Here is a 20785-nt window from a genome sequence, read left to right on the forward strand (position 1 = left end):
ATCAGCCCTGATTGAATGAGCGCAAGCCGGTCTCGGTCAGTATATGGTGAAGAGCAATGTCGTGCGGCTCATTGGGCACACGCGGCACCTCCTGACAGTCAAAAGCCATTCCGACCAACAGCGGCTCCAGACCACGCTCGGCAAAGCGCGCCAGCGCCCGGTCATAATGTCCGGCGCCATAGCCCAGCCGATGACCGCGGCTGTCAAAACCGGCCAACGGCATAAGCATGATCGCAGGATCGACCAGCGGAGCATTTTTGTCCGGCCCCATGGTCCCAAACCCGGTTTGAACCAGTTCCGCATCGGGTAGAAATTCACGGAAAGCGATGGTCTCTTTGTCGAGCACGACAGGCAGGCAGAGCCTTACACCCTTTTCACGCATGAAAGACAACAACGGACGTGGATCGATCTCGGAACGGATAGGCCAATAACCTGCGATCATCATGCCTTTGAGAGCTACGATGGCCGTTTCGGCCTTTTTCGCAGCCGACAAGGAAGCCTCGTAGCGAAACCGGGGGTCAAGTGAGTCGCGGCGCGACAGCACCATACGCCTCAGCACTTGCTTGTTGTCACCCTGCTGCTGTCCGTCATCGTTCATTACAGCGCCCTCCAGTTACTTTGCTAGTGGAACCGGAATGACGGCATCCGTCAAGAAGCAGCTGCAATCCGCTCTGAACGATCCCGTATGACCTTCAGCACAACACCATGAAAATCATTCAGGAAAACCTTGCCCCACAGGTCACAATAGAAATTGATCGGCGTCGCAATCTGATAGCGGGTGGTGAGTGTGAGACGCGTGTGACCGTTGGGCAGAGGCTCAAGGCGATAGTCGCCATTGGCAAGCTTGAGATAGTCGCTGTTCACATCAATATGGGCCTCGACAGCCGCCGGGATCGAATCAGGTAAAAAACGAAAATCCCACGCCAGAAGCCTGTTCTCTTCCCAGCGCGTCACGATTTCCTGAAACTTGACGCCCCGCGTCCATTCCAGCTGACGTACGGCACCGATTCCCTTGCCCTCAAGGCGCGCATCCACAGGCTGCGGAACGCCAACAATGCCATGGCTGAATGTCCATGACAGCTCGTCCTGACGAACATCGCGGATCTCGACAGTCTGCCGCCACACCACTTCCGGCGGCGCTGCAATATCGATGATCGTCGTCACAGCCCCATCATGCGGCTCATATTTCAGCAATGGTTCAAGCGGGTAAAACAGCAACGGCAGCGCGACCACAAGCATCGTGGAGCGCGGTGTGCGGAAACGACGAATAAGCGAAAGCGTCACCCAGGAACCCAGTGCAGAGAAAACGCAGAAGAATGGCGAGGCCATCACCACGCAGATGCCACCTTCTCTGAACCCAACCATGCTGACAACAACCAGGCCGCCGATAATCATCCAGCCCATTCTTACATGGCGCCACAGGCCTTTTTCTGCACGTGGATCACTGAGGCTAGAAGCAAGGCTCGATATCGCCATCGGCAAAAGCATAAGCCCGCCGATGAACGGCATCCATTCCCGCGCCGTGTTCACCCAGATCAGGATATAGAGCATCAGCCCGTAAGCCACTGCCACTGGAACAGCAACGCGCAAACGTTCAAAAAAACCGGGTGAATTGGGAGGAGAAGAATTCATCGAAAAACGCACATATCTTTGAAGGATAACGCGTTTTAGAGCATTCGTGCCAAAAGCGCGAGGCAACTTTGGGCCGAACAACGCATAAGTTAGGAAAAATGCATAAGTAAAAGAAAAGTGGCGACCACGACGACCGATGGTTGTGATTGATCCCGGGAACCTACAACGTAGGTGGGCGCCATATGCGAAAGCCCACAGGCCTTCACAGGGACAGCTCCCTTAGAGATCAATAAGGCCCCGGGGATGCTGTAACACCTGTCGGGAAGCGCAGTACGCCGACAACCTATATAGGCCCTGTCAGAGGTGAGCGCCAGTAGCTTCCTTGTTATGAGCTATTATATTTTCTTTACGAAGAGCTTGGGCGCGGCGCAATGCGCGAGGCAACCTGTTCCAGACGAGCGGCCACATCCGAAAGCATGCCGGTAATCGCCGCATCGTTCTTGTCAGCACTGGTCAGCGCCTCATCGCGGGATCGACGCAAGGTTTCAATCTCGGTTTCAAGGCCTTTGATGCGCTTTTGCGTTTCAGCAAGCTCATCCATCACCATGATGCCAGCCATCACCGTCAAACGCAGATCGCCGATTTCTCCGAAAGACGACTTGAGATGGGTAACATACTGGTCGAAACGATCAGCCAGACCGGAGAGATGCTCCTCCTGCCCTTCGTCACAGGCCATGCGATAAGCTTTGCCGTCGATTGTAACGGTAACAGTCGCCATGCTTATTCCCCTATCGATCCAGAACGGCGCGTATGGTCTCCATAGCCGTCACAAGACGACGTGAGACTTCGCGATTTGCGGCTTCCAGCCGTTCCGCGCGCGCCTCAGACTGATCGAGTTCCTGAGCAAGACGGCTGCGGTCAGCGTTCATGCGCTGCACCTCTTCCTCGGCTTCGGCGAAATCGCCTTCCTTGTCCAGCCGCAGGTCCACCGCTTGTTCAAGCGTATTGAGTGCCTTTTCCAGCCGTTCAAGGACCTGCCTGAGGGTCGTTTCGGGTGCCATCCATATCCTTTCCAATGCCAGATCACAGACATCGAATCGCGCCTGCCGGACGGGCATCTTTGAAAAGACTGTAATAATCGACCGCCCGATAAGCAACAAATGACGAGCCAGACTGGCCGTTCATGCACCGTTATCCGCTCAAAAAAGGCTTTTCAGTGATGAATAGCCCATAAATTGCCCGCTTCCCCCAGGCAATCGCAGACTGTTTATCGTTCAAAAGTCATCGTTTTGTTGACTCCTCGGTAACAGGTGCTATGTGTCCCAAAGCCTTCTGTCGCACGAGCATCTACAGAATTTAATCGGTTTAAATTGATTAAATCGTTTAGTATAAGGAGCTCGTGCTTCAGTCCCGAGGCATCGCCGCAACCCCGTTAAAACCACTCTGGAAAGACGGCTGAGACCATGACGAATTCCGACAAGCAAAACCAGCTGGCCAATGCCATCCGCTTTCTCTCGATCGATGCGGTCGAGAAAGCTAATTCAGGCCATCCCGGCCTGCCGATGGGCGCAGCCGACATCGCGACAACGCTCTATACGCGCTTCCTGTCGCACGACCCGCAGAACCCACATTGGCCAGATCGCGACCGTTTCGTGCTGTCAGCAGGTCACGGCTCAATGCTTCTTTATTCGCTGCTCTTCCTCTCGGGCTACGAAGACATCACCATCGACGAAATCAAGAATTTCCGTCAGCTGGGCTCGCGCACCGCAGGCCACCCGGAATATGGTCATGCCGCAGGCATCGAGACCACAACCGGCCCACTTGGTCAGGGCATTGCCAATGCTGTCGGCATGGCACTGTCCGAGCGCATCCTGAACGCGCAGTTCGGCGATAGCCTTGTTGACCACTACACCTATGTGATCGCTGGTGACGGCTGCCTCATGGAAGGCATCAGCCAGGAAGCCATCGCGCTTGCCGGTCATCTGAAGCTTAACAAGCTCATCGTCTTCTGGGATGACAACAACATCACCATCGATGGTGCTGTTACCCTTTCCGATAACACCGACCAGCCCGCACGTTTCGCCGCTTCCGGCTGGAATACGCTTGCTGTTGACGGCCATGATCAGGATGCGATTGCCAAGGCTATCGAACTGGCCAAGGTTTCGGAAAAGCCAACGCTCATCGCGTGCAAGACCACCATTGGTTTCGGTTCGCCAAACAAGGCTGGCACGAACAAGGTCCACGGTTCGCCACTCGGCGCAGAAGAAATCGCTGCGACCCGTAAGGCACTTGGCTGGTCGGCAGAACCATTTGTGGTTCCTGCTGAGGTTCTCGACGCATGGCGCGTTGCTGGACTGAACGCTGCCAAGAAGCGTCAGGAATGGGAAAAGCGTCTCGCAAATGTCGATGCTGAAACCCGTGCAGAATTCGAACGCCGCATGCGCGGCGATCTGCCTGCAAACTTCGATGACGCAATCAACGAATATAAGAAGAAGCTTTCCGCTGAAAAGCCGAAGGTTGCGACCCGTAAATCGTCGGAAATGGCTCTGGAAGTCATCAATGGCGTTGTTCCTGAAACCATCGGCGGCTCAGCCGACCTCACAGGTTCCAACAACACCAAGACCAGCCAGACCAAGGCTGTTACGCCAGAAAACTACGGTGGCCGTTACATCCACTACGGTATCCGCGAACACGGCATGGCTGCTGCGATGAACGGCATGACACTGCATGGCGGCGTCATTCCTTACTCCGGCACCTTCCTGACCTTCTCGGACTATTGCCGTCCGGCAATGCGTCTGTCGTCGCTGATGGGCATCCGCGTCGTCTATGTCATGACCCATGATTCCATTGGTCTTGGCGAGGATGGTCCTACCCACCAGCCGGTCGAACATCTGGCTGTTCTGCGCGCAATTCCAAACCACAACGTCTTCCGTCCGGCAGACGCAGTGGAAGCAGCAGAATGCTGGCAGCTTGCCCTCAAGTCGACAAAGACCCCTTCGACGCTGGCTCTGACCCGTCAGAACCTGCCAGTCGTGCGTACCGAACATCGCGAAGAAAACCTCTCCGCATTCGGCGCATACGAACTTGCAGCTGCAAGCAACGACGCCAAGGTCACGATCTTCGCAACCGGTTCGGAAGTGGAAATCGCACTCAAGGCTCGCGACCTTCTCGAAGGCAAGGGCATCGCAACCCGCGTTGTTTCCGTTCCTTGCTTTGAATTGTTCGAAGAGCAGAGCGATGCATATAAGAAGGCAACACTCGGCGATGCACCGGTCAAGATCGCTATCGAAGCAGCGCTCGGCCTCGGCTGGGAACGCTTCATCGGCGAAAACGGCATCTTCATCGGCATGAAGGGCTTCGGCGCTTCTGGCGAGATCAACGATCTCTACAAGCATTTCGGCATTACTGCTGAACATGCTGCTGAAGCTGCGGAAAAGAAACTCAACGCCGCCGCATAATTATCAAACGCCGGCGTTAAACACGCCGGCGTTTATGTTTCCAGTTGAGGCGTTCCCAAACGCGTTCAACTGTTTTATCAAGCCACTGCATATGCAGAACCCTTTCGGGAGATTTAGAGAAAATGGCAGTTCGCGTCGCAATCAACGGTTTTGGCCGCATCGGCCGCAATGTCCTTCGCGCTATCGTCGAATCGGGCCGCACCGACATTCAGGTCGTTGCAATCAACGATCTCGGCCCTGTAGAAACAAATGCGCATCTTCTGCGCTATGACAGCGTTCATGGTCGTTTTCCAAAGGAAGTAAAAGTCGTTGGCGACACCATCGACGTTGGTTACGGTCCAATCAAGGTACACGCTGTTCGCAACCCGGCTGAATTGCCGTGGAAGGAAGAAGGCGTCGATATCGCTCTGGAATGCACCGGCATTTTCACAGCACGCGACAAGGCTGCTCTTCATCTTGAAGCAGGCGCCAAGCGCGTCATCGTTTCGGCTCCTGCCGACGGTGCTGACCTCACGGTCGTCTACGGCGTCAACCACGACAAGCTGACGAAGGACCACCTGGTCATTTCCAATGCTTCCTGCACCACCAACTGCCTTGCGCCAGTGGCTCAGGTTCTCAACGATGTCATTGGCATCGAAAAGGGCTTCATGACCACGATCCACTCCTACACTGGCGACCAGCCGACGCTGGACACCATGCATAAGGATCTCTACCGCGCTCGCGCAGCAGCTCTTTCCATGATCCCGACCTCGACGGGTGCTGCAAAGGCTGTTGGTCTGGTTCTGCCAGAACTGAAAGGCAAGCTCGACGGTGTTGCAATCCGCGTTCCAACCCCGAATGTCTCGGTTGTTGACCTGACCTTCGTTGCCAAGCGCACGACCACTGTTGAAGAAATCAACAATGCGATCCGCGAAGCAGCCAATGGCCGCCTCAAGGGCATCCTCGGTTACACCGATGAACCACTGGTTTCGCACGACTTCAACCACGATTCGCATTCGTCGATCTTCCACACCGACCAGACCAAGGTCATGGACGGCACCATGGTGCGTATCCTGTCGTGGTATGACAATGAATGGGGCTTCTCGAGCCGCATGAGCGACACTGCAGTCGCTTTCGGCAAGCTGATCTAAGCAGAGCTTCAATGTTTCGCTCCCTTCTCCCCACCGTTGCGCGCTGGCGTTCGCTGGAAGGAGAAGGGCTCGAACATCTCAATATCACGCCCGCCGGTAACACTTTCAACGCCACTGGCGTTCTTATCGGCGAGCGTGGCGATGTTCCCTACGGTGCACGTTATAGCATCGATTGCGCGAGCGACTGGCGCGTATTCCATTTCCTCATCGAAACGACATCCGGCTTAAGTCTCGAACTCAAATCCGATGGAAATGGGCACTGGACCACAATGGCCGGAGACGCACTACCCGAGTTTGATGGTTGCATAGACATTGATCTGGCAGGGACACCCTTCACCAATAGCTTGCCTATCCGCCGTCTGGGCCTGACGCCCGAAAGCGGAACAGTGCAGCTCGACATGCTTTACGTACCGTTCAATAGTTTCCGCCCGTTGCGCGACAGCCAACGATATACCTGTCTTAAGGAAGGCAAGCTTTACCGTTACGCTGCCGCTGATCGCACGTTCACCGCTGAATTGCCTGTCGATGAAGACGGGCTTGTCACTGATTACCCAACCCTGTTCCAGCGCCTGCCTGTCTGAAAGACGAAGACCTGCAGGCGACCGGAAAAAGCCCCGGGAGAAATATCATGAGTTTCCGTACCCTCGATGATGCCGATGTCAAATCAAAGCGCGTTCTGGTTCGTGTTGACCTCAACGTGCCGATGGCTAGCGGCGAGGTAACCGACCTCACCCGTATCGAACGCATCGTTCCAACTATTTCGGAACTGTCGAAGAAGGGCGCCAAGGTTATTCTGCTCGCCCATTTCGGTCGTCCAAAAGGCGTTGCTTCCGATGAAAACTCGTTGAAGCATGTCGTCAAACCGCTGGCGAAAGTGCTCGGTCATGGCGTGCATTTTGCGGAAGACAGCATTGGTGACAAGGCAAAGGCCGCAGTCGATGCGCTGAAAGACGGCGATGTTCTGCTTCTAGAAAACACCCGCTTCCACAAGGGCGAAGAAAAGAACGATCCGGAGTTTGTCGCAGCACTCGCGGCCAATGGCGACATCTATGTCAACGACGCCTTCTCGGCGGCGCACCGCGCCCACGCTTCGACCGAAGGTCTGGCACATGTGCTGCCAGCCTATGCAGGCCGCGCCATGCAGGCAGAACTTGAAGCGCTTGAAAAGGGCCTCGGCCAGCCAGTCCGTCCCGTTGTAGCAATCGTTGGCGGCGCCAAGGTTTCCACCAAGCTCGACCTGCTCTCGAACCTGATTGAAAAGGTCGATGCACTGGTGATCGGCGGCGGCATGGCCAACACCTTCCTCGCAGCACAGGGCCACGATGTCGGCAAATCGCTTTGCGAGCATGACCTTGCCCATACCGCACGCGAAATCATGGCCAAGGCTGAAAAGACCAAATGCGCTATCATCCTGCCGGTTGATGCGGTTGTGGGCTGGCACTTTGCTGCCGACACGCCAAACCAGACCTATGGTGTCGATGCCGTGCCAAGCGACGGCATGATTCTCGACGCAGGCGCACTTTCGACTGATCTGATCGCCTCGGCCATCGATGATGCGGCAACGCTCGTCTGGAACGGTCCGCTCGGCGCGTTTGAGCTGCGTCCGTTCGATACAGCAACGGTCAAGACCGCCAAGCATGTTGCTGCCCGCACCAAGGCTGGCAAGCTGGTATCGGTCGGCGGCGGCGGCGACACCGTTGCAGCACTCAATCATGCAGGCGTTGCCGACGACTTCACCTATATCTCGACCGCTGGCGGCGCTTTCCTTGAATGGATGGAAGGCAAACCACTTCCCGGCGTTGATGTGCTGAAGAAGTAAAAAAGAAAGGCCGCTGAAACCAGCGGCCTTTTTCTTTATGGCTTAGGCGTCAGTTTTAACAACCTGCCCGGATTGTCATCCTCGATCACCCAGATCGCACCATCTGGTCCAACGGCTACGTCACGGATACGATTTTCCATGGCAAAGCGTTCGGTTTCGTTCGGCTGACCATCGCTGTTGATCGTCACACGGATCAGCGCCATCGACGAAAGGCCAGCGATCAGCGCAGAGCCATTCCAGTCGGCAAACATCTTGCCCTTGTAGAATGCCAGTCCGCCCGGCGAGATCACCGGTGTCCAGAACAGCATCGGTGCTTCAAACTCTGGCCGCGTGCTGTGGCGCGGGATCGGTCGGCCGCTATAATTATCGCCGTTGGAGACCACCGGCCATCCGTAATTAAGACCGGGCTTGATGAGATTGAACTCGTCACCGCCACGCGGCCCCATCTCATGTTCCCACAATTTGCCGTCAGGCGCGAAAGCAAGCCCATAAGGATTGCGATGACCCGTTGACCATGTCAGGGCCTTGACGCCGCCTTCGGAAGCCATCGGATTATCCTTTGGCACAGAACCATCGAGGTTCATACGCAGGATCTTGCCCATCGGCGCATTGTCATCCTGTGCGGTTGCGGGCGACATGCGATCGCCAACCGACAGGAACAGATGCTTTTTATCAGGCGCAAACGCGATCTTGCCGCCGGGCTGCCCGCCCTTGGCGGCCGTGCCCTGCTGCCAGATTGCCTTGAGATCCTTAAGCTCTGCCTTGCCCTTACTTTCGGACAGCGTAGCACGCGCCAATATGAGCGCGCCTCCACCATTTTCAGGCATGACATAGGTGAAATAGATCGCCTTACTCTTGGCAAAATCAGGCGCAGGAACAACATCCAGCAAACCGTTCTGGCCGCTGAACAAAACCTCCGGCACGCCTGAAACTTCCGTCTTCTCACCCTTTCCGGTTACGACAAAAATCTTGCCGCCCTTCTCGGTGAGGATCAGTTTGCCGCCCGGCAGAAATGCAATCGCCCATGGTGTGTCAAATTCCGCCACTGCTGCGACATTGAAAGGCAATTCAGTGGTGGCTTCCCTGCTTCCTGCATTGATGCTCTCCGCAAACGCGGTCTGAGCCGGAAGGGCGATCATCGATGCAGCCAGAATGAATGGCAGGCTTAGTAGGGCACTTCGCATCTCTCCTCCTTTTAATTGATATCCTTTAGATGGGATTCTCAGGCGTCATGTCAAAACCAAATCGCGATGAAATCGCATATTCGTCTGTCGAATCTGGAATATTCGTTCTGCATGCGAATTGGAGCAGAGTTCTGACAGTCGGCAAGAAAACTTGCCTCGGCTAAATCGTTTGAAAAAATTTCAATCGTTTCAACAACTTGTACTGCCATTTTGTTGACCCAACTCTTCTGCTATCGACAATGATTATGTGCCTTGAGAGCAGCTGAAGCTCTTTGTTGAGCTTCCCATAATTGGCCCCGTAAGGGTTTAAAGGAGCTTACATATGACCGAACGTCTTGAAGATATTGCAATTGCACTCGTCGCAAACGGCAAGGGAATTCTGGCTGCGGACGAAAGCTCCGGCACCATTGCAAAACGGTTTGAAAGCATTGGCCTCGCCTCAACTGAGGAATCACGCCGCGATTATCGCGAGATGCTGTTTCGTTCTGATGAGGCGATGAAAAACTACATTTCCGGCGTCATTCTTTACGATGAAACCATCCGTCAGAAAGCCAAGGATGGCACGCCGCTTGTCGATCTCATTCGCAAGGCAGGTGCTGTGCCGGGCATCAAGGTGGATGCCGGTGCCAAGCCACTTGCAGGCTTTGAGGGTGAAACCATCACCGAAGGTCTCGACGGGTTGCGTGAACGCCTCAACGAATATTATGGCTTTGGCGCCCGCTTTGCGAAATGGCGCGCCGTAGTCTCGATTTCTGATGGGCTTCCGACATGGGGAGCGGTCAAGCAAAACGCGCAGGCCCTCGCCCGTTACGCAGCGCTCTGTCAGGAAGCAGGCATCGTGCCGATCGTTGAGCCGGAAGTGCTGATGGATGGCAAGCCGGGCGATCATTCCATCGACCGCTGCTACGAAGTCACCGAATGGGTGCTCAAGACCGTCTTCACCGAACTCTACGACGCACGCGTCAGGCTCGAAGGCATGATCCTGAAACCGAACATGGTTATAGACGGCAAGAAGGCGCGCAAAGCCTCTGTCGAAGAAGTGGCGGAAAAGACTGTTCGCTGCTTCCGCAACACGGTCCCTGCTGCCGTGCCGGGCATTGCCTTTCTTTCCGGCGGTCAGACCGGCGAAGAAGCAACCGCACATTTGTCGGCAATGAATGCAAGCTTCGACATGCCGTGGAAGATGACCTTCTCCTATGGCCGCGCGCTGCAAGCAGCTTCACTGGAAGCATGGAGCGGCAAGGATGAGAATGTTGCCGCTGGCCAGCGCGCCTTTGCGCATCGCGCCAAGATGAACGGTCTTGCTGCAACCGGCGGCTGGAAGAAAGATCTCGAAAAAGCAGCCTGAACTATGCTGCATGATAAAAGGCCCGGTTTAGAGCATGAGCCGACCGGGCTTTTTAGTTTTCAGTGAAATGAAACCCGACCGCCATCGCCATGGCAAAAATCGCAAACGCCGCGATCTTCCAGAAATCGCCACGCTTCTTCAAACCCGGCCAGCCAAGTGGCTTGATGATGTGCAAGCCCATGAGGGCCATAAGCAGCACAGGCAAGACTTTGAACACAAAACACCTCTCATTCCCCCTTGTGGCCCCCTTGTGGCCCAGCGATCAGCATCCTGCAAGCCTCGTCAATTTATGCAGTGGTTGTGATATACTTATTCATCTTAAGTTTCATGGACGAGGCTTTAATCGTCAGCATACACTAGCCACCGGAGGAGATGAAAAGCGCGTGGAGGAGACAGGGTCAAATTGGCCTGTCTTGCGCTTTCATCCAGCACGTTATCGCGACGCTTTGGAGGATCATCTGGTCCGATAGAGCGTGTGCTTCTGGGAGGAACAGCATGACATCGAAATATGCCGAAACCTACGCCGCATGGCAGAATGACCCTGAAGGCTTCTGGGCTGAAGCAGCCAGAGCCATCGACTGGTTCAAGCCATGGGATCAGGTTCTCGCAAGCGATGAAGGTGTGTACGGCCGCTGGTTCAAAGGTGCTGAATGCAACACGTGTTACAACGCGCTCGACCGCCATGTCGCCAATGGGCACGGCGATCAGGTGGCACTCATCTATGATAGCCCTGTCACAAACTCAGCGCGCAAATTCACCTATTCCGAATTGCTCGAAGAGGTGGAAGCCCTCTCGGCAGTCATGCTTGACAATGGTGTAAGCAAAGGCGACCGCATTCTCATTTATATGCCGATGGTGCCGGAAGCAGCCATCGCCATGCTGGCCTGTGCCCGAATCGGAGCCGTGCATTCGGTGGTCTTCGGTGGCTTTGCCGCCAATGAGCTCGCAACCCGTATCGATGATGCAAAACCGGTAATGATCATTGCCGGTTCATGCGGCATCGAACCCACCCGCGTCGTGCCCTATCAGGCGATGCTCGACAAGGCGATTGCAACGGCCCGACACAAGGTCGGTCATTGTATCATCCTCCAGCGCGAACAGCATCTGCACAATCTCATTGATGGTCGCGATATCGATTATCGAACGGCAGTCGATGCTGCACGTGGCCGCCATGTGCCATGTACTTCGGTAGCAGCCACTGATCCGCTCTATGTGCTTTACACATCGGGCACCACCGGCGAACCCAAAGGTGTCGTGCGCGACAATGGCGGGCATATGGTGGCGCTTGCATGGTCGCTTAAACATGTCTTCGGTATTGAGCCGGGACAGGTGTTCTGGGCGGCATCCGATGTCGGCTGGGTCGTCGGTCACTCCTATATCGTTTATGCACCGCTCATTGCAGGCGCGACCAGTATCCTTTTCGAAGGCAAACCCATCGGAACACCCGATGCCGGAACCTATTGGCGCATTATCGCTGAACATGGCGTTGAAGTGATGTTCACCGCGCCCACCGCCTTGCGCGCTATCAAGAAGGAAGATGCGGACGGCAATTTCGTGCGCCGCTACGATCTTTCCAAATTCCGCGCCCTGTATCTTGCAGGCGAACGCGCTGATCCTGACACGATCCACTGGGCGGAAAATCTGCTCGGCTGTCCGGTAATTGATCACTGGTGGCAGACGGAAAGCGGCTGGCCGATGGTTGCCAACCCGCTTGGTCTTGGACTGCTCGAAACCAAATATGGCTCGCCTGCCGTCTGCCTGCCCGGTTATGATATTCGGGTGCTCGATGATGCAGGCCACGAAGTGGAGCGCGGCCAACTCGGCAATATCCTGATCAAGTTGCCATTGCCGCCCGGCTGTCTGCCAACGCTTTGGAATGCGGACGAACGTTTCCGTAAAGCCTATCTCAACGAGTTCCCCGGCTATTATAAAACGGCTGACGCCGGCTACATGGATGAAGATGGCTATCTCTATATCATGAGCCGCACCGACGACATCATCAATGTCGCGGGCCACCGTCTTTCGACCGGTGCCATGGAGGAAGTGCTTTCCAGCCATCCCGATGTTGCCGAATGTGCGGTGCTCGGCATTTCTGATTCCGTCAAGGGACAGGTGCCCTGCGGCTTCCTCGTGCTGAAATCCAATATCGACCGCGATACGCACGAGGTCGAAAAAGAATGCATCAGCATGATTCGCGATGTCATCGGCCCCGTTGCCGCTTTCCGACTGGCTTTGACCGTAAAGCGCCTGCCCAAGACCCGCTCGGGAAAGATATTGCGATCAACGATACAGAAAATCGCAGACGGTGACGATTGGAAGATGCCTGCCACCATTGATGACCCGGCAATTCTGGATGAGATCAGCTCGGTTCTGCGGGAGCGGCATATCGGTCTGGCCTTTGCCTGAACTTTTTAATCGCGCTTCATACTCTTGACCGGCGAAAATCGCCGGTCCACTCTCCCGCAAAATTCGGAGATTGATTGATGCAGTTAGAAGGCAAGGTGGCAATCGTCACGGGTGCTGCCCGCGGTATTGGCTATGCCATTGCCAAGCGTTTCCTCATGGATGGTGCGAGCGTTGTTGTGTCGGACGTCGACGGTGCAGGAGCATCGAAGGCCGTCAGGGATCTGGAACAGTATGGCAAGGTTCTCGCCATCGCTTGTGATGTTGGCGACAAACTCGATATCCATAATCTCATGACCTATACCGCCACCAATCTTGGTGAGATTGATATCCTCGTCAACAATGCAGGCATCGTGCATCAGGCTGAGTTTCTCGATCTCAAGGAAGAAGACTTCGACCGCGTGATGCGCGTCAATCTCAAGGGGGCTTTTCTCTGCGGTCAAGCTGTCGCCAAACGCATGGTCGCCCGCGTTGAAGCAGGGGGAGACGCTGGCAGCATCATCAACATGTCATCGATCAATGCGATATTCGGCTTACCGGAACAGCTTGCCTATTCCGTCTCCAAAGGCGGCATGAACCAGCTGACACGCACGATGGCAGTGGCACTTGCCAAATGGGGGATTCGGGTCAATGCAATTGGTCCGGGCTCCATCGAAACTGATATGCTGTCGGCCGTAAACACCGATGCCGAAGCGCGCAAAAAGATCATCGAGCGCACACCACTTGGGCGAATCGGTCAAGCCTCTGAAATCGCAGCGATTGCATCGTTTCTGGCATCTCGTGATTCGAGCTATGTCACCGGCCAGACGATCTATGCGGATGGTGGCCGCCTGCCGCTCAGCGATACCGCCGTACCACGATTTAAAGCCTGATCAGGTCATTGCGGCGTACTAATATTAGGATGATAATAATGCAATCCTCCTGACAGATAGCTGTCAGGAGCCCTGTGTCATAGTGTGTTTCCAGAGAAGAGGGATTCACTATGGCACTCGCAATCGCACCACTGCTCGCAGTTTTGAAAGAATACATGCGCAGGCAGGACGAACGTCGACGCTTCATCCTCACACAACGAGCGCTCGACAATCTGCCGCGTGACTTACGCAAGGATATGGGCTGGCCGGATCGCTATCTCGAACAGCGTCGAAACGCTGCCGATGGGAGGAAATGACACCATGGCAGATACCAAATTGGTCGGCTTCGTCTTCGTTGATGGCTTCGCTGATTGGGAGTATGGATTTTTATCGGCATCGGCACGCGAATGGTTCGGCGCAAACACCGTTTCACTTGCCCCCGCCGGTGCCGAGGTCCGTTCTCTCAGCGGTTTTCGGCTAACGCCAGATCGCAGTACGGCTCCGGAAGAGAACACTGATCTCGACGCCATTGCCGTCATCGGCTCCGATCTCTGGGCAACACCTCAAGCTCCTGATCTAACTGCGCTCTTGCGCGACATCGCACAAAAATGTGGTGTGGTTGGAGGCATTTGCGGCGCAACACTCGCGCTGGCACGTGCAGGCATTTTCAATGGGATCAATCACACCAGCAACGGCCGCGAATGGATTGCGGAACGTGCACCGCAATATGCAGGCGCCGGCCGCTACCAAGATGTGCCAAATGCGGTTGCGGACAAGCGCATCGTCTCGGCACCGGGTACCGCACCCGGCACGTTCGCTGTTGCTTTTCTGGAAACACTTTTTCCTAGCGAACAGGAGCGTATTGGCGAAATGCGTGCGCTCTTTGCTCGCGAATATATTTGAGATCACCATGCGCCGCGCAGACCGCCTTTTCCAGATTGTTCAGCACCTGCGTGGTGGCAGACTTGTCACCGCGCGCCAACTTGCCGAACGGCTTGAAGTCTCCGAACGTACCATTTATCGCGACATAGCCGATCTGCAATCGACCGGGGTACCCATCGATGGCGAGGCGGGTGTCGGCTATATTTTGCGGCAAGGATTTGAACTGCCGCCGCTCATGTTCACGCGCGATGAAATCGTGGCGCTTGTGGCAGGTGCGCGCCTGATCCGCGCCTGGGGCGGTGTTTCCATGGCGCGAGGTGCTGAAGAAGCGCTGGTAAAAATCGAGGCCGTTCTGCCCAAGGAAGAGCGCGCCCGTATTACCGGCACTCAGATTCACGCGCCCTCGGCCAGCATCAGCGTAAGCGAACGCCGCATCATTGATGCGGTCGAACGTGCTGTCGATGAAGGCACAGTTCTCAATATCCGCTATCGCGACCTCGAAGCGAAAGAGAGCGAGCGCGATATTCGTCCGCTGGGCCTTTGGTTCTGGGGCAAGGTCTGGACAGTGATTGGCTGGTGCGAGCTGCGCAACGCTTTCCGCACTTTCCGCACAGACCGTATTCTTACGGCAGGTAATGCAGGTCGCACATTCCGTTCCGAACGCGGCAAGACACTTGCCGATTTCTACCGTCTCATGGAACTCAGCGAATACAACGCATTCAAGGATTAGAGCGCCGGGCGCCCTATTGGGCGTGCAAAGGCGGCTCTAACACTTTAAAATTGGAGCATAATTTTACCTTAAACTGATCCAAGTTTTAGGAACTGTGCTCTAAAAAAACCCGCCGGAACGGCGGGTTTTTTGTCTTGTCGAAGAAAGCTTATTCTTCGTCTTCGTCGGTGTTTGAGCTCTTCAGCGAAGAGAGCTTTGCGAATACCTTGTCCGCATCCAGCTCTTCCTCTTCAGGCGCCTCATCACGATAATCGAAGTTTTCGGTCGCAGATGCTGGCAGCAATGTGCTGTCAGATTCCTGTGCCGGGCGATTGCGTGCTGCACGTTCGACCTCAAGATCGAGGTCGATCTGTGTGCAAAGGCCGAGCGTCACAGGATCCATCGCCGTCAGATTGGCTGAATTCCAGTGGCTGCGGTTGCGAATCTGTTCGATGGTCGACTTAGTCGTGCCGATCAGACGGGAAACCTGCGCATCTTTCAGTTCAGGATGGTTACGCACCAGCCAGAGAATCGCATTTGGACGGTCCTGACGCTTGGAAAGCGGCGTGTAACGTGGTCCCTTGCGCTTGGCTTCCGGTACGCGCACCTTCGGGTCGGAAAGCTTCAGGCGGTGATAAGGATCCTTTTCACCCTTGGCAATTTCTTCGCGCGAAATCTGGCCGGTGATAACTGGATCAAGCCCCTTGATGCCCTGCGAAGCTTCACCGTCAGCAATTGCCTTCACCTCAAGCGGATGCAGCTTGCAGAAAGCAGCAATCTGATCAAAAGACAAAGCCGTATTATCGACGAGCCAGACGGCCGTTGCCTTCGGCATAAGAAGCTGGGTGGCCATTAGATATAATCCTTCTGTTCGTCCGCTCCGGTGGTGCGGGACGTGGGAAAAACCACAAATTCCGGGAAATCACGGCCTATATATATTTTTTTTGACCGTAGAGCAAGAAAGCGCTTCCACCACATCCCCTATTCTCTATCGGATACAAAAAAGCGCCTCCGGCATCATGCTACGTCGAGGACGATTTTGCCGATATGCTGACCACCTTCCATCCGGTCATGTGCCCGCCATGCGTCTTTGAGCGGAAAAATCATATCCATGACTGGCGAGACGCTGCGGGCTGCCAGAAGCGGCCAGACTTTTGCCTCCAGTTCCCGCGCAATGTCTGCTTTGAAGCCCACAGACCGCGGACGCAATGTCGAGCCGGTATGGGTTAGGCGTTTCGTCATCAGAAGTGCGAAATTTGCGGTTGCCTTGGCACCATTCAGAAACGCAATCTGTACAATGCGTCCATCGTCTGCTGCGGCCTTGTAATTACGATCCACATAGTCGCCGCCCACCATATCGAGAATGACATCGGCACCTTTGCCTTTGGTCGCATCTTTGACGGCCGTTACGAAGTCCTCGTCGCGATAGTTCACGGCCCTGTCCGCGCCAAGCTTTAAACAGGCCTCGTACTTGTCGACCGATCCTGCTGTAACAATCACATTGGCACCGAATGCTTTGCCGAGCTGAATAGCTGTTGTTCCGATGCCCGATGAACCACCGTGAATCAGCAATGTCTCGCCTTCTTTCAGGCCCCCACGCTCAAACACATTATGCCAGACAGTGAAAAAGGTTTCGGGGATTGCGGCGGCTTCAATATAGCCGTAGCCGGAAGGCAGAGGCAGCGCGTTGGTTTCGTGTACAACCGCATATTCGGCATAGCCGCCACCAGCAAGCAGCGCCACAATCTGATCGCCAATCTTGTAGCGTTCGACGCCTTCGCCAAGCGCAACAATATCCCCCGCAATCTCAAGCCCCGGAATATCCGATGCACCCGCCGGTGGCGCATAGTGTCCTTCACGCTGAAGCACATCGGGGCGATTGACGCCCGCTGCACGTATCCGAACCAGAACTTCCCCTGCTTTTGGTTCAGGCACCGAACGCTGGATCGGGCGCAACATATGCGCGCCACCCGGGCCCGCAATTTCGATTGCTGTCATCTGGGAAGGCAGTTCGGCCATCATGATTAAACTCCTGTTCAAATCGCCCATGGCGCCGATTGGTCCGCAACGGGATTACCCTTTATGCGTCGCAGAAATGCCTCACGTCGAGTGCAACGCATTTCATTAGGGAAATCATCATCGATTTCTTGAAATATATATGCGAAGATTCAAGGTGTTAAATCTTTTCTGCCCTTATAGTTCCGTCATAGACTCCGGAGGAAGGCCATGAGCGGTATCGATGAAGATGCAAGCAAGCCGCGCGACAGTGTGGTTCTGAGTGAAGATGAGCTATCTCTGCTTTCGGTCCTGGAGATCGACCAACGCATCACTTTGCTACAATCCGAAATTGAGCGCCTGAAGGCTGAAAGGCATAGAAAAGGCGACAGCCGCGCTGCCGCCGAAGCGCTTTTCCGCTGAGATATCGTCTCAGCCTGATCATCAACGATAGAGCGAAGTCGCGTCTCATGCGACTTCATAAAATCCCGGGAACGTGATCTTGCGTATTTACATTCAGGTTCTGGCGCTACTTTGTGGCACAGCCTTTCTTCTGATGGCCTCCGGTCTCCATGGTCTGCTGCTGCCATTGCGCGGCGGCCTTGAAGGCTTCTCCGTTGCATCTCTTGGTTTGCTCGGCACAACATGGGCGGGCGGTTTCGTCGCTGGCTGCCTGTTTGCACCCCGTCTGGTGCGACGCGTCGGTCATGTCCGCGCTTTCGGTTGTTTTGCATCGTCTGCGGCTGTCATCGCCCTCCTGTCCGGCATTTATATTGATGCGATATCGTGGATTATTTTGCGCACCTTTACCGGCTTCTCCATGGCTGGTGCATTCATGGTGATCGAAAGTTGGCTCAATGAGCGCGCCACCAATGAATCCCGCGGCAAGATTTTTGGCCTTTATATGATGGTCAACTACGGTGCCACGATGAGCGGCCAGATGATGGTAGCGAACGGCGATATCCGCAGCGATCATCTGTTTATGATCACCGGTATTCTCTTCTGTCTGGCGCTGATCCCAACGGCCATGTCGACGGCTGTCAGTCCAAAACCGCTTACCGAGGTCCAACTTGATCTCAAAGCGCTTTACCGCAATTCACCCGCAGCCTTCGTGGGTTGTATCCTGATCGGTATTGCCAATGGCGCATGGGGCACGCTGGGTGCTGTGTTTGGCGCGAAATCCGGCATTTCGACTACGGAAATCGCCTTGATGGTCAGTGTTACCATCGCCGCCGGCGCTTTGATGCAAATTCCGGTTGGGCGCATTTCCGACCTCGTTGACCGGCGCTATGTCTTGGCGGGCGTTGCATCACTTGCAGCTCTCGTCGGGCTCATGGCTTTCATAATCGGGCCATCAAACGGTAAAATCATTATCATCATGACGGGCTGCTACGGCGCGCTCGCCTATGCACTCTATCCGGTCGCCGTCGCCCATGCGAACGATCACGCTTCGTCTGAAAGCTTCGTGAAAGTATCAAGTGGCCTGCTGCTGCTTTACGGTTTCGGCACCATGCTTGGGCCGTTGCTGGCTGCAGCTGCAATGGACATCTTCTGGCCGTCCGGTCTTTTCGCCATAACTGCCCTCGCCCACATCTCGATCACAGGCTATGCGCTATTCCGGTCACGCAGGCGCGCCTCAGTACCAAAGGCCGAAAAAGAACAGTTCAAAAGCATGCCATCAGTCAAAAGCGCAACACCTGAAGCGATGAATCTCGACCCAAGAGCCGAGACGGAAAACTAGAGCATGTCGCGGAAAAGTGGGGACCGTTTTTCCGTTAACGACATGCGTAAAAACAAATACTTAAAGCGCGACACGCGTTAGGGTCTTCTGGGAATAGCCAACAAAAAAGCAGCGAATAATCGCTGCTTTTCATAGTGCTGTTAAATTCGTCTAATATTGGATGCGGGAGGATGCTCGGCGGCTGATGCACAGCCGCCAACATCTTCAACAGTACCGTCCTATTGGCCGTCACCAATGGCGATTGCGTACTGCTTGCAGAGCTTCCGGATTTCAAAATCTTAGGGTAGCGACCCTACTCGATCGAAACACGCTCTACTGCATAGTTAAACTGTGAGAGCGACCTTTGTGCGCCCAACAGGGCGCACGGCGCTCTATTGACGGGTTACTTTAATGTCGAGTGACTTGGGTTCTCAGTTTTTCAATCTGCTCCTTGAGCACGAGCTTTTTACGCTTGAGAGATGCAACGTGAAGATTGTCCATTGCCGGTGACGCCATGGCATCGGAAATTTCCTGCTCCAGAGCGCCGTGCTTTTTTTCGAGCGTGGCAAGATGGGACTCTATAGCCATCATCATTTCTCCTTTGATTGATTTCCCAAAGGATGAAACCGTGCGCGAAGTACCTGCCAACCGCAAAGCTTCACCCGCTCACACTGCGCAAAGACCCAAAATACTCCTGTTTTTTCGGGCCAGTTACGCAGTCCCGACTGTCATGAACCGCAGCCCGTTGACAGCCGCTCATGACAGAACCATGACACTTTGGCATGAGTGAGGTCGAAAGTCGAATTTGTCGTGGTAGCATTTTCCAATCACGAAAAATGTGATAAGGGCTGCTCTCGAAACGGGTCTGTGCCGCGCTGGTACGGCCCGTAATATTATTCTGAACAATACGGGGCAAACCGCATGTCCGATCAGGAACAGGCCGAAATCAGATTGGCCGTCGCACGTCTGAAACAGGAACACGCGGATTTCGATGCAGCCATCAACGCGATGATGCAGGTGGGCTGCGATCAGCTGCGCATTCAGCGTATGAAAAAGAAAAAGCTCGCTATCAAAGACAAGCTGCAGGAAATGGAAGATCACGTCATTCCTGACATCATCGCCTGAGCTTTAGATAACAAAGAGCTTACAGCCGGGGTCCGCCCGGCTTTGTTTTTAGTATACCAACGACCGAACTACGGAAGCGGAGCAGGAAAGATCAATGAGCGTGAGTGCAGACGTCGCCATCATCATGGGCAGCCAGTCCGATTGGGAAACCATGCGCCATGCAGCAGACACACTGGAGGCTCTTGGCATTTCCTTTGACGCCCGCATCGTCTCTGCGCATCGCACACCAGACCGCCTTGTCGCTTTCGCCAAAGGTGCAAAGGCCGAGGGCTTCAAGGTCGTGATCGCCGGTGCTGGCGGAGCAGCTCATCTTCCCGGCATGGCCGCAGCCATGACGTCTCTTCCGGTATTTGGCGTGCCCGTGCAATCCAAAGCCCTTTCGGGCCATGACTCGCTTCTTTCGATCGTCCAGATGCCTGCGGGCATTCCCGTCGGCACTCTGGCTATCGGCCGTGCAGGTGCTGTGAATGCAGCGCTTCTCTCCGCAGCCGTTCTCGCACTTTATGACGATGCACTCGCAGTACGTTTGGACGAATGGCGCACAGCGCAGACCGAAAGTGTTGCAGAACGCCCATCCGATGAGGTCTGA

23 protein-coding genes and 1 other RNA gene are annotated in these 20785 nt (G+C 55.0%); 14 read left to right on the forward strand and 10 right to left on the reverse strand.

Features of this window, described 5'->3' with window-relative positions:
• Position 1: 1 nt before the first annotated feature.
• From ACSME1_RS04935 to ACSME1_RS04955, 5 genes are all read right to left on the reverse strand, one after another.
• On the reverse strand, positions 2-598 hold the full coding sequence (locus ACSME1_RS04935; protein ID WP_105706852.1) for a 5-formyltetrahydrofolate cyclo-ligase: 597 nt from the start codon (positions 596-598) through the stop codon (positions 2-4).
• A 50-nt stretch (positions 599-648) separates the two neighbouring features.
• Positions 649-1632 (reverse strand): hypothetical protein, encoded by a 984-nt coding sequence (locus tag ACSME1_RS04940; protein WP_024895736.1) that lies wholly within the window; start codon positions 1630-1632, stop codon positions 649-651.
• 118 nt (positions 1633-1750) lie between these two features.
• Positions 1751-1909, reverse strand: a non-coding RNA gene (gene ssrS / locus ACSME1_RS04945) — 6S RNA.
• A gap of 69 nt (positions 1910-1978) precedes the next feature.
• Entirely contained in the window at positions 1979-2350 is a 372-nt protein-coding gene (locus tag ACSME1_RS04950) for a cell division protein ZapA (protein ID WP_024895737.1), read from the reverse strand.
• A 10-nt stretch (positions 2351-2360) separates the two neighbouring features.
• Positions 2361-2633: a DUF4164 domain-containing protein gene (locus tag ACSME1_RS04955; protein WP_010661399.1), complete on the reverse strand. Its 273-nt coding sequence runs from the start codon at positions 2631-2633 to the stop codon at positions 2361-2363.
• Positions 2634-3035: 402 nt separating this feature from the next.
• On the opposite strand from ACSME1_RS04955, the gene tkt reads away from it, so the two are divergent.
• From tkt to ACSME1_RS04975, 4 genes are all read left to right on the forward strand, one after another.
• A complete protein-coding gene (gene tkt / locus ACSME1_RS04960; protein ID WP_024895738.1) occupies positions 3036-5030 on the forward strand; it encodes a transketolase in 1995 nt (664 codons plus the stop codon).
• A 122-nt stretch (positions 5031-5152) separates the two neighbouring features.
• Positions 5153-6160: a type I glyceraldehyde-3-phosphate dehydrogenase gene (gene gap / locus ACSME1_RS04965; RefSeq protein WP_024895739.1), complete on the forward strand. Its 1008-nt coding sequence runs from the start codon at positions 5153-5155 to the stop codon at positions 6158-6160.
• An 11-nt stretch (positions 6161-6171) separates the two neighbouring features.
• A complete protein-coding gene (locus ACSME1_RS04970) occupies positions 6172-6741 on the forward strand; it encodes a putative glycolipid-binding domain-containing protein (RefSeq protein WP_024895740.1) in 570 nt (189 codons plus the stop codon).
• Positions 6742-6788: 47 nt separating this feature from the next.
• Entirely contained in the window at positions 6789-7979 is a 1191-nt protein-coding gene (locus tag ACSME1_RS04975; protein ID WP_024895741.1) for a phosphoglycerate kinase, read from the forward strand.
• Positions 7980-8014: 35 nt separating this feature from the next.
• Here the strand turns inward: ACSME1_RS04975 and ACSME1_RS04980 are convergent, their stop codons facing one another.
• On the reverse strand, positions 8015-9163 hold the full coding sequence (locus ACSME1_RS04980) for a PQQ-dependent sugar dehydrogenase (RefSeq protein ID WP_024895742.1): 1149 nt from the start codon (positions 9161-9163) through the stop codon (positions 8015-8017).
• 322 nt (positions 9164-9485) lie between these two features.
• On the opposite strand from ACSME1_RS04980, the gene ACSME1_RS04985 reads away from it, so the two are divergent.
• Positions 9486-10511 (forward strand): class I fructose-bisphosphate aldolase, encoded by a 1026-nt coding sequence (locus ACSME1_RS04985; RefSeq protein WP_111787203.1) that lies wholly within the window; start codon positions 9486-9488, stop codon positions 10509-10511.
• 52 nt (positions 10512-10563) lie between these two features.
• On the opposite strand, the gene ACSME1_RS04990 is transcribed toward ACSME1_RS04985, so the two are convergent.
• Entirely contained in the window at positions 10564-10770 is a 207-nt protein-coding gene (locus tag ACSME1_RS04990; RefSeq protein ID WP_105706855.1) for a hypothetical protein, read from the reverse strand.
• A 236-nt stretch (positions 10771-11006) separates the two neighbouring features.
• Here ACSME1_RS04990 and ACSME1_RS04995 point away from each other — a divergent pair, with 236 nt between their 5' ends.
• The 5 genes from ACSME1_RS04995 to ACSME1_RS05015 all read left to right on the forward strand — a co-directional run bounded on the left by ACSME1_RS04995 (position 11007) and on the right by ACSME1_RS05015 (position 15377).
• Positions 11007-12917: a propionyl-CoA synthetase gene (locus tag ACSME1_RS04995; RefSeq protein WP_105706857.1), complete on the forward strand. Its 1911-nt coding sequence runs from the start codon at positions 11007-11009 to the stop codon at positions 12915-12917.
• A 77-nt stretch (positions 12918-12994) separates the two neighbouring features.
• Complete coding sequence (locus tag ACSME1_RS05000; protein WP_024895745.1) at positions 12995-13786, forward strand: SDR family NAD(P)-dependent oxidoreductase; 792 nt, start codon at positions 12995-12997, stop codon at positions 13784-13786.
• A 110-nt stretch (positions 13787-13896) separates the two neighbouring features.
• Positions 13897-14082 carry a hypothetical protein gene (locus ACSME1_RS05005; protein WP_024895746.1) on the forward strand — a complete coding sequence of 62 codons (186 nt, stop codon included), beginning with the start codon at positions 13897-13899 and terminating at the stop codon, positions 14080-14082.
• Positions 14083-14086: 4 nt separating this feature from the next.
• On the forward strand, positions 14087-14668 hold the full coding sequence (locus ACSME1_RS05010) for a DJ-1/PfpI family protein (RefSeq protein ID WP_024895747.1): 582 nt from the start codon (positions 14087-14089) through the stop codon (positions 14666-14668).
• Positions 14669-14675: 7 nt separating this feature from the next.
• Positions 14676-15377: a helix-turn-helix transcriptional regulator gene (locus ACSME1_RS05015; protein WP_024895748.1), complete on the forward strand. Its 702-nt coding sequence runs from the start codon at positions 14676-14678 to the stop codon at positions 15375-15377.
• Positions 15378-15525: 148 nt separating this feature from the next.
• Here ACSME1_RS05015 and ACSME1_RS05020 read toward each other — a convergent pair whose 3' ends face one another.
• Together ACSME1_RS05020 and ACSME1_RS05025 are read right to left on the reverse strand one after the other, a co-directional pair.
• Positions 15526-16209, reverse strand: coding sequence for a DUF1013 domain-containing protein (locus ACSME1_RS05020; protein WP_024895749.1), 684 nt, complete (start codon positions 16207-16209; stop codon positions 15526-15528).
• A gap of 164 nt (positions 16210-16373) precedes the next feature.
• The gene (locus tag ACSME1_RS05025) at positions 16374-17378 is read right to left on the reverse strand and encodes an NAD(P)H-quinone oxidoreductase (RefSeq protein WP_105706859.1); all 1005 of its coding nucleotides are present in this window, start codon (positions 17376-17378) and stop codon (positions 16374-16376) included.
• Between the two features lie 204 nt (positions 17379-17582).
• On the opposite strand from ACSME1_RS05025, the gene ACSME1_RS05030 reads away from it, so the two are divergent.
• Together ACSME1_RS05030 and ACSME1_RS05035 are read left to right on the forward strand one after the other, a co-directional pair.
• Entirely contained in the window at positions 17583-17774 is a 192-nt protein-coding gene (locus ACSME1_RS05030; RefSeq protein WP_024895751.1) for a DUF1192 domain-containing protein, read from the forward strand.
• A 79-nt stretch (positions 17775-17853) separates the two neighbouring features.
• Positions 17854-19092 carry an MFS transporter gene (locus ACSME1_RS05035; RefSeq protein WP_105706861.1) on the forward strand — a complete coding sequence of 413 codons (1239 nt, stop codon included), beginning with the start codon at positions 17854-17856 and terminating at the stop codon, positions 19090-19092.
• 387 nt (positions 19093-19479) lie between these two features.
• On the opposite strand, the gene ACSME1_RS05040 is transcribed toward ACSME1_RS05035, so the two are convergent.
• On the reverse strand, positions 19480-19662 hold the full coding sequence (locus ACSME1_RS05040) for a YdcH family protein (protein WP_024895753.1): 183 nt from the start codon (positions 19660-19662) through the stop codon (positions 19480-19482).
• Between the two features lie 330 nt (positions 19663-19992).
• Here ACSME1_RS05040 and ACSME1_RS05045 point away from each other — a divergent pair, with 330 nt between their 5' ends.
• Positions 19993-20196, forward strand: coding sequence for a YdcH family protein (locus tag ACSME1_RS05045; protein WP_024895754.1), 204 nt, complete (start codon positions 19993-19995; stop codon positions 20194-20196).
• Positions 20197-20296: 100 nt separating this feature from the next.
• Positions 20297-20785, forward strand: a complete 489-nt coding sequence (purE, locus tag ACSME1_RS05050) for a 5-(carboxyamino)imidazole ribonucleotide mutase (RefSeq protein ID WP_181153643.1) — start codon at positions 20297-20299, stop codon at positions 20783-20785.

Origin of the sequence: Brucella pituitosa, assembly GCF_965577835.1 — a bacterium.
Classification (GTDB): Bacteria; Pseudomonadota; Alphaproteobacteria; order Rhizobiales; family Rhizobiaceae; genus Brucella; species Brucella pituitosa.

What these genes read in the sequence shown, in the direction of transcription:
- ACSME1_RS04935 (WP_105706852.1), bottom strand. Translation starts at nt 598, where the DNA reads ATGAACGATGACGGACAGCAGCAGGGTGACAACAAGCAAGTGCTGAGG.
- ACSME1_RS04940 (WP_024895736.1), bottom strand. Translation starts at nt 1,632, where the DNA reads ATGAATTCTTCTCCTCCCAATTCACCCGGTTTTTTTGAACGTTTGCGC.
- ACSME1_RS04950 (WP_024895737.1), bottom strand. Translation starts at nt 2,350, where the DNA reads ATGGCGACTGTTACCGTTACAATCGACGGCAAAGCTTATCGCATGGCC.
- ACSME1_RS04955 (WP_010661399.1), bottom strand. Translation starts at nt 2,633, where the DNA reads ATGGCACCCGAAACGACCCTCAGGCAGGTCCTTGAACGGCTGGAAAAG.
- tkt (WP_024895738.1), top strand. Translation starts at nt 3,036, where the DNA reads ATGACGAATTCCGACAAGCAAAACCAGCTGGCCAATGCCATCCGCTTT.
- gap (WP_024895739.1), top strand. Translation starts at nt 5,153, where the DNA reads ATGGCAGTTCGCGTCGCAATCAACGGTTTTGGCCGCATCGGCCGCAAT.
- ACSME1_RS04970 (WP_024895740.1), top strand. Translation starts at nt 6,172, where the DNA reads ATGTTTCGCTCCCTTCTCCCCACCGTTGCGCGCTGGCGTTCGCTGGAA.
- ACSME1_RS04975 (WP_024895741.1), top strand. Translation starts at nt 6,789, where the DNA reads ATGAGTTTCCGTACCCTCGATGATGCCGATGTCAAATCAAAGCGCGTT.
- ACSME1_RS04980 (WP_024895742.1), bottom strand. Translation starts at nt 9,163, where the DNA reads ATGCGAAGTGCCCTACTAAGCCTGCCATTCATTCTGGCTGCATCGATG.
- ACSME1_RS04985 (WP_111787203.1), top strand. Translation starts at nt 9,486, where the DNA reads ATGACCGAACGTCTTGAAGATATTGCAATTGCACTCGTCGCAAACGGC.
- ACSME1_RS04995 (WP_105706857.1), top strand. Translation starts at nt 11,007, where the DNA reads ATGACATCGAAATATGCCGAAACCTACGCCGCATGGCAGAATGACCCT.
- ACSME1_RS05000 (WP_024895745.1), top strand. Translation starts at nt 12,995, where the DNA reads ATGCAGTTAGAAGGCAAGGTGGCAATCGTCACGGGTGCTGCCCGCGGT.
- ACSME1_RS05005 (WP_024895746.1), top strand. Translation starts at nt 13,897, where the DNA reads ATGGCACTCGCAATCGCACCACTGCTCGCAGTTTTGAAAGAATACATG.
- ACSME1_RS05010 (WP_024895747.1), top strand. Translation starts at nt 14,087, where the DNA reads ATGGCAGATACCAAATTGGTCGGCTTCGTCTTCGTTGATGGCTTCGCT.
- ACSME1_RS05015 (WP_024895748.1), top strand. Translation starts at nt 14,676, where the DNA reads ATGCGCCGCGCAGACCGCCTTTTCCAGATTGTTCAGCACCTGCGTGGT.
- ACSME1_RS05020 (WP_024895749.1), bottom strand. Translation starts at nt 16,209, where the DNA reads ATGGCCACCCAGCTTCTTATGCCGAAGGCAACGGCCGTCTGGCTCGTC.
- ACSME1_RS05025 (WP_105706859.1), bottom strand. Translation starts at nt 17,378, where the DNA reads ATGATGGCCGAACTGCCTTCCCAGATGACAGCAATCGAAATTGCGGGC.
- ACSME1_RS05030 (WP_024895751.1), top strand. Translation starts at nt 17,583, where the DNA reads ATGAGCGGTATCGATGAAGATGCAAGCAAGCCGCGCGACAGTGTGGTT.
- ACSME1_RS05040 (WP_024895753.1), bottom strand. Translation starts at nt 19,662, where the DNA reads ATGATGGCTATAGAGTCCCATCTTGCCACGCTCGAAAAAAAGCACGGC.
- ACSME1_RS05045 (WP_024895754.1), top strand. Translation starts at nt 19,993, where the DNA reads ATGTCCGATCAGGAACAGGCCGAAATCAGATTGGCCGTCGCACGTCTG.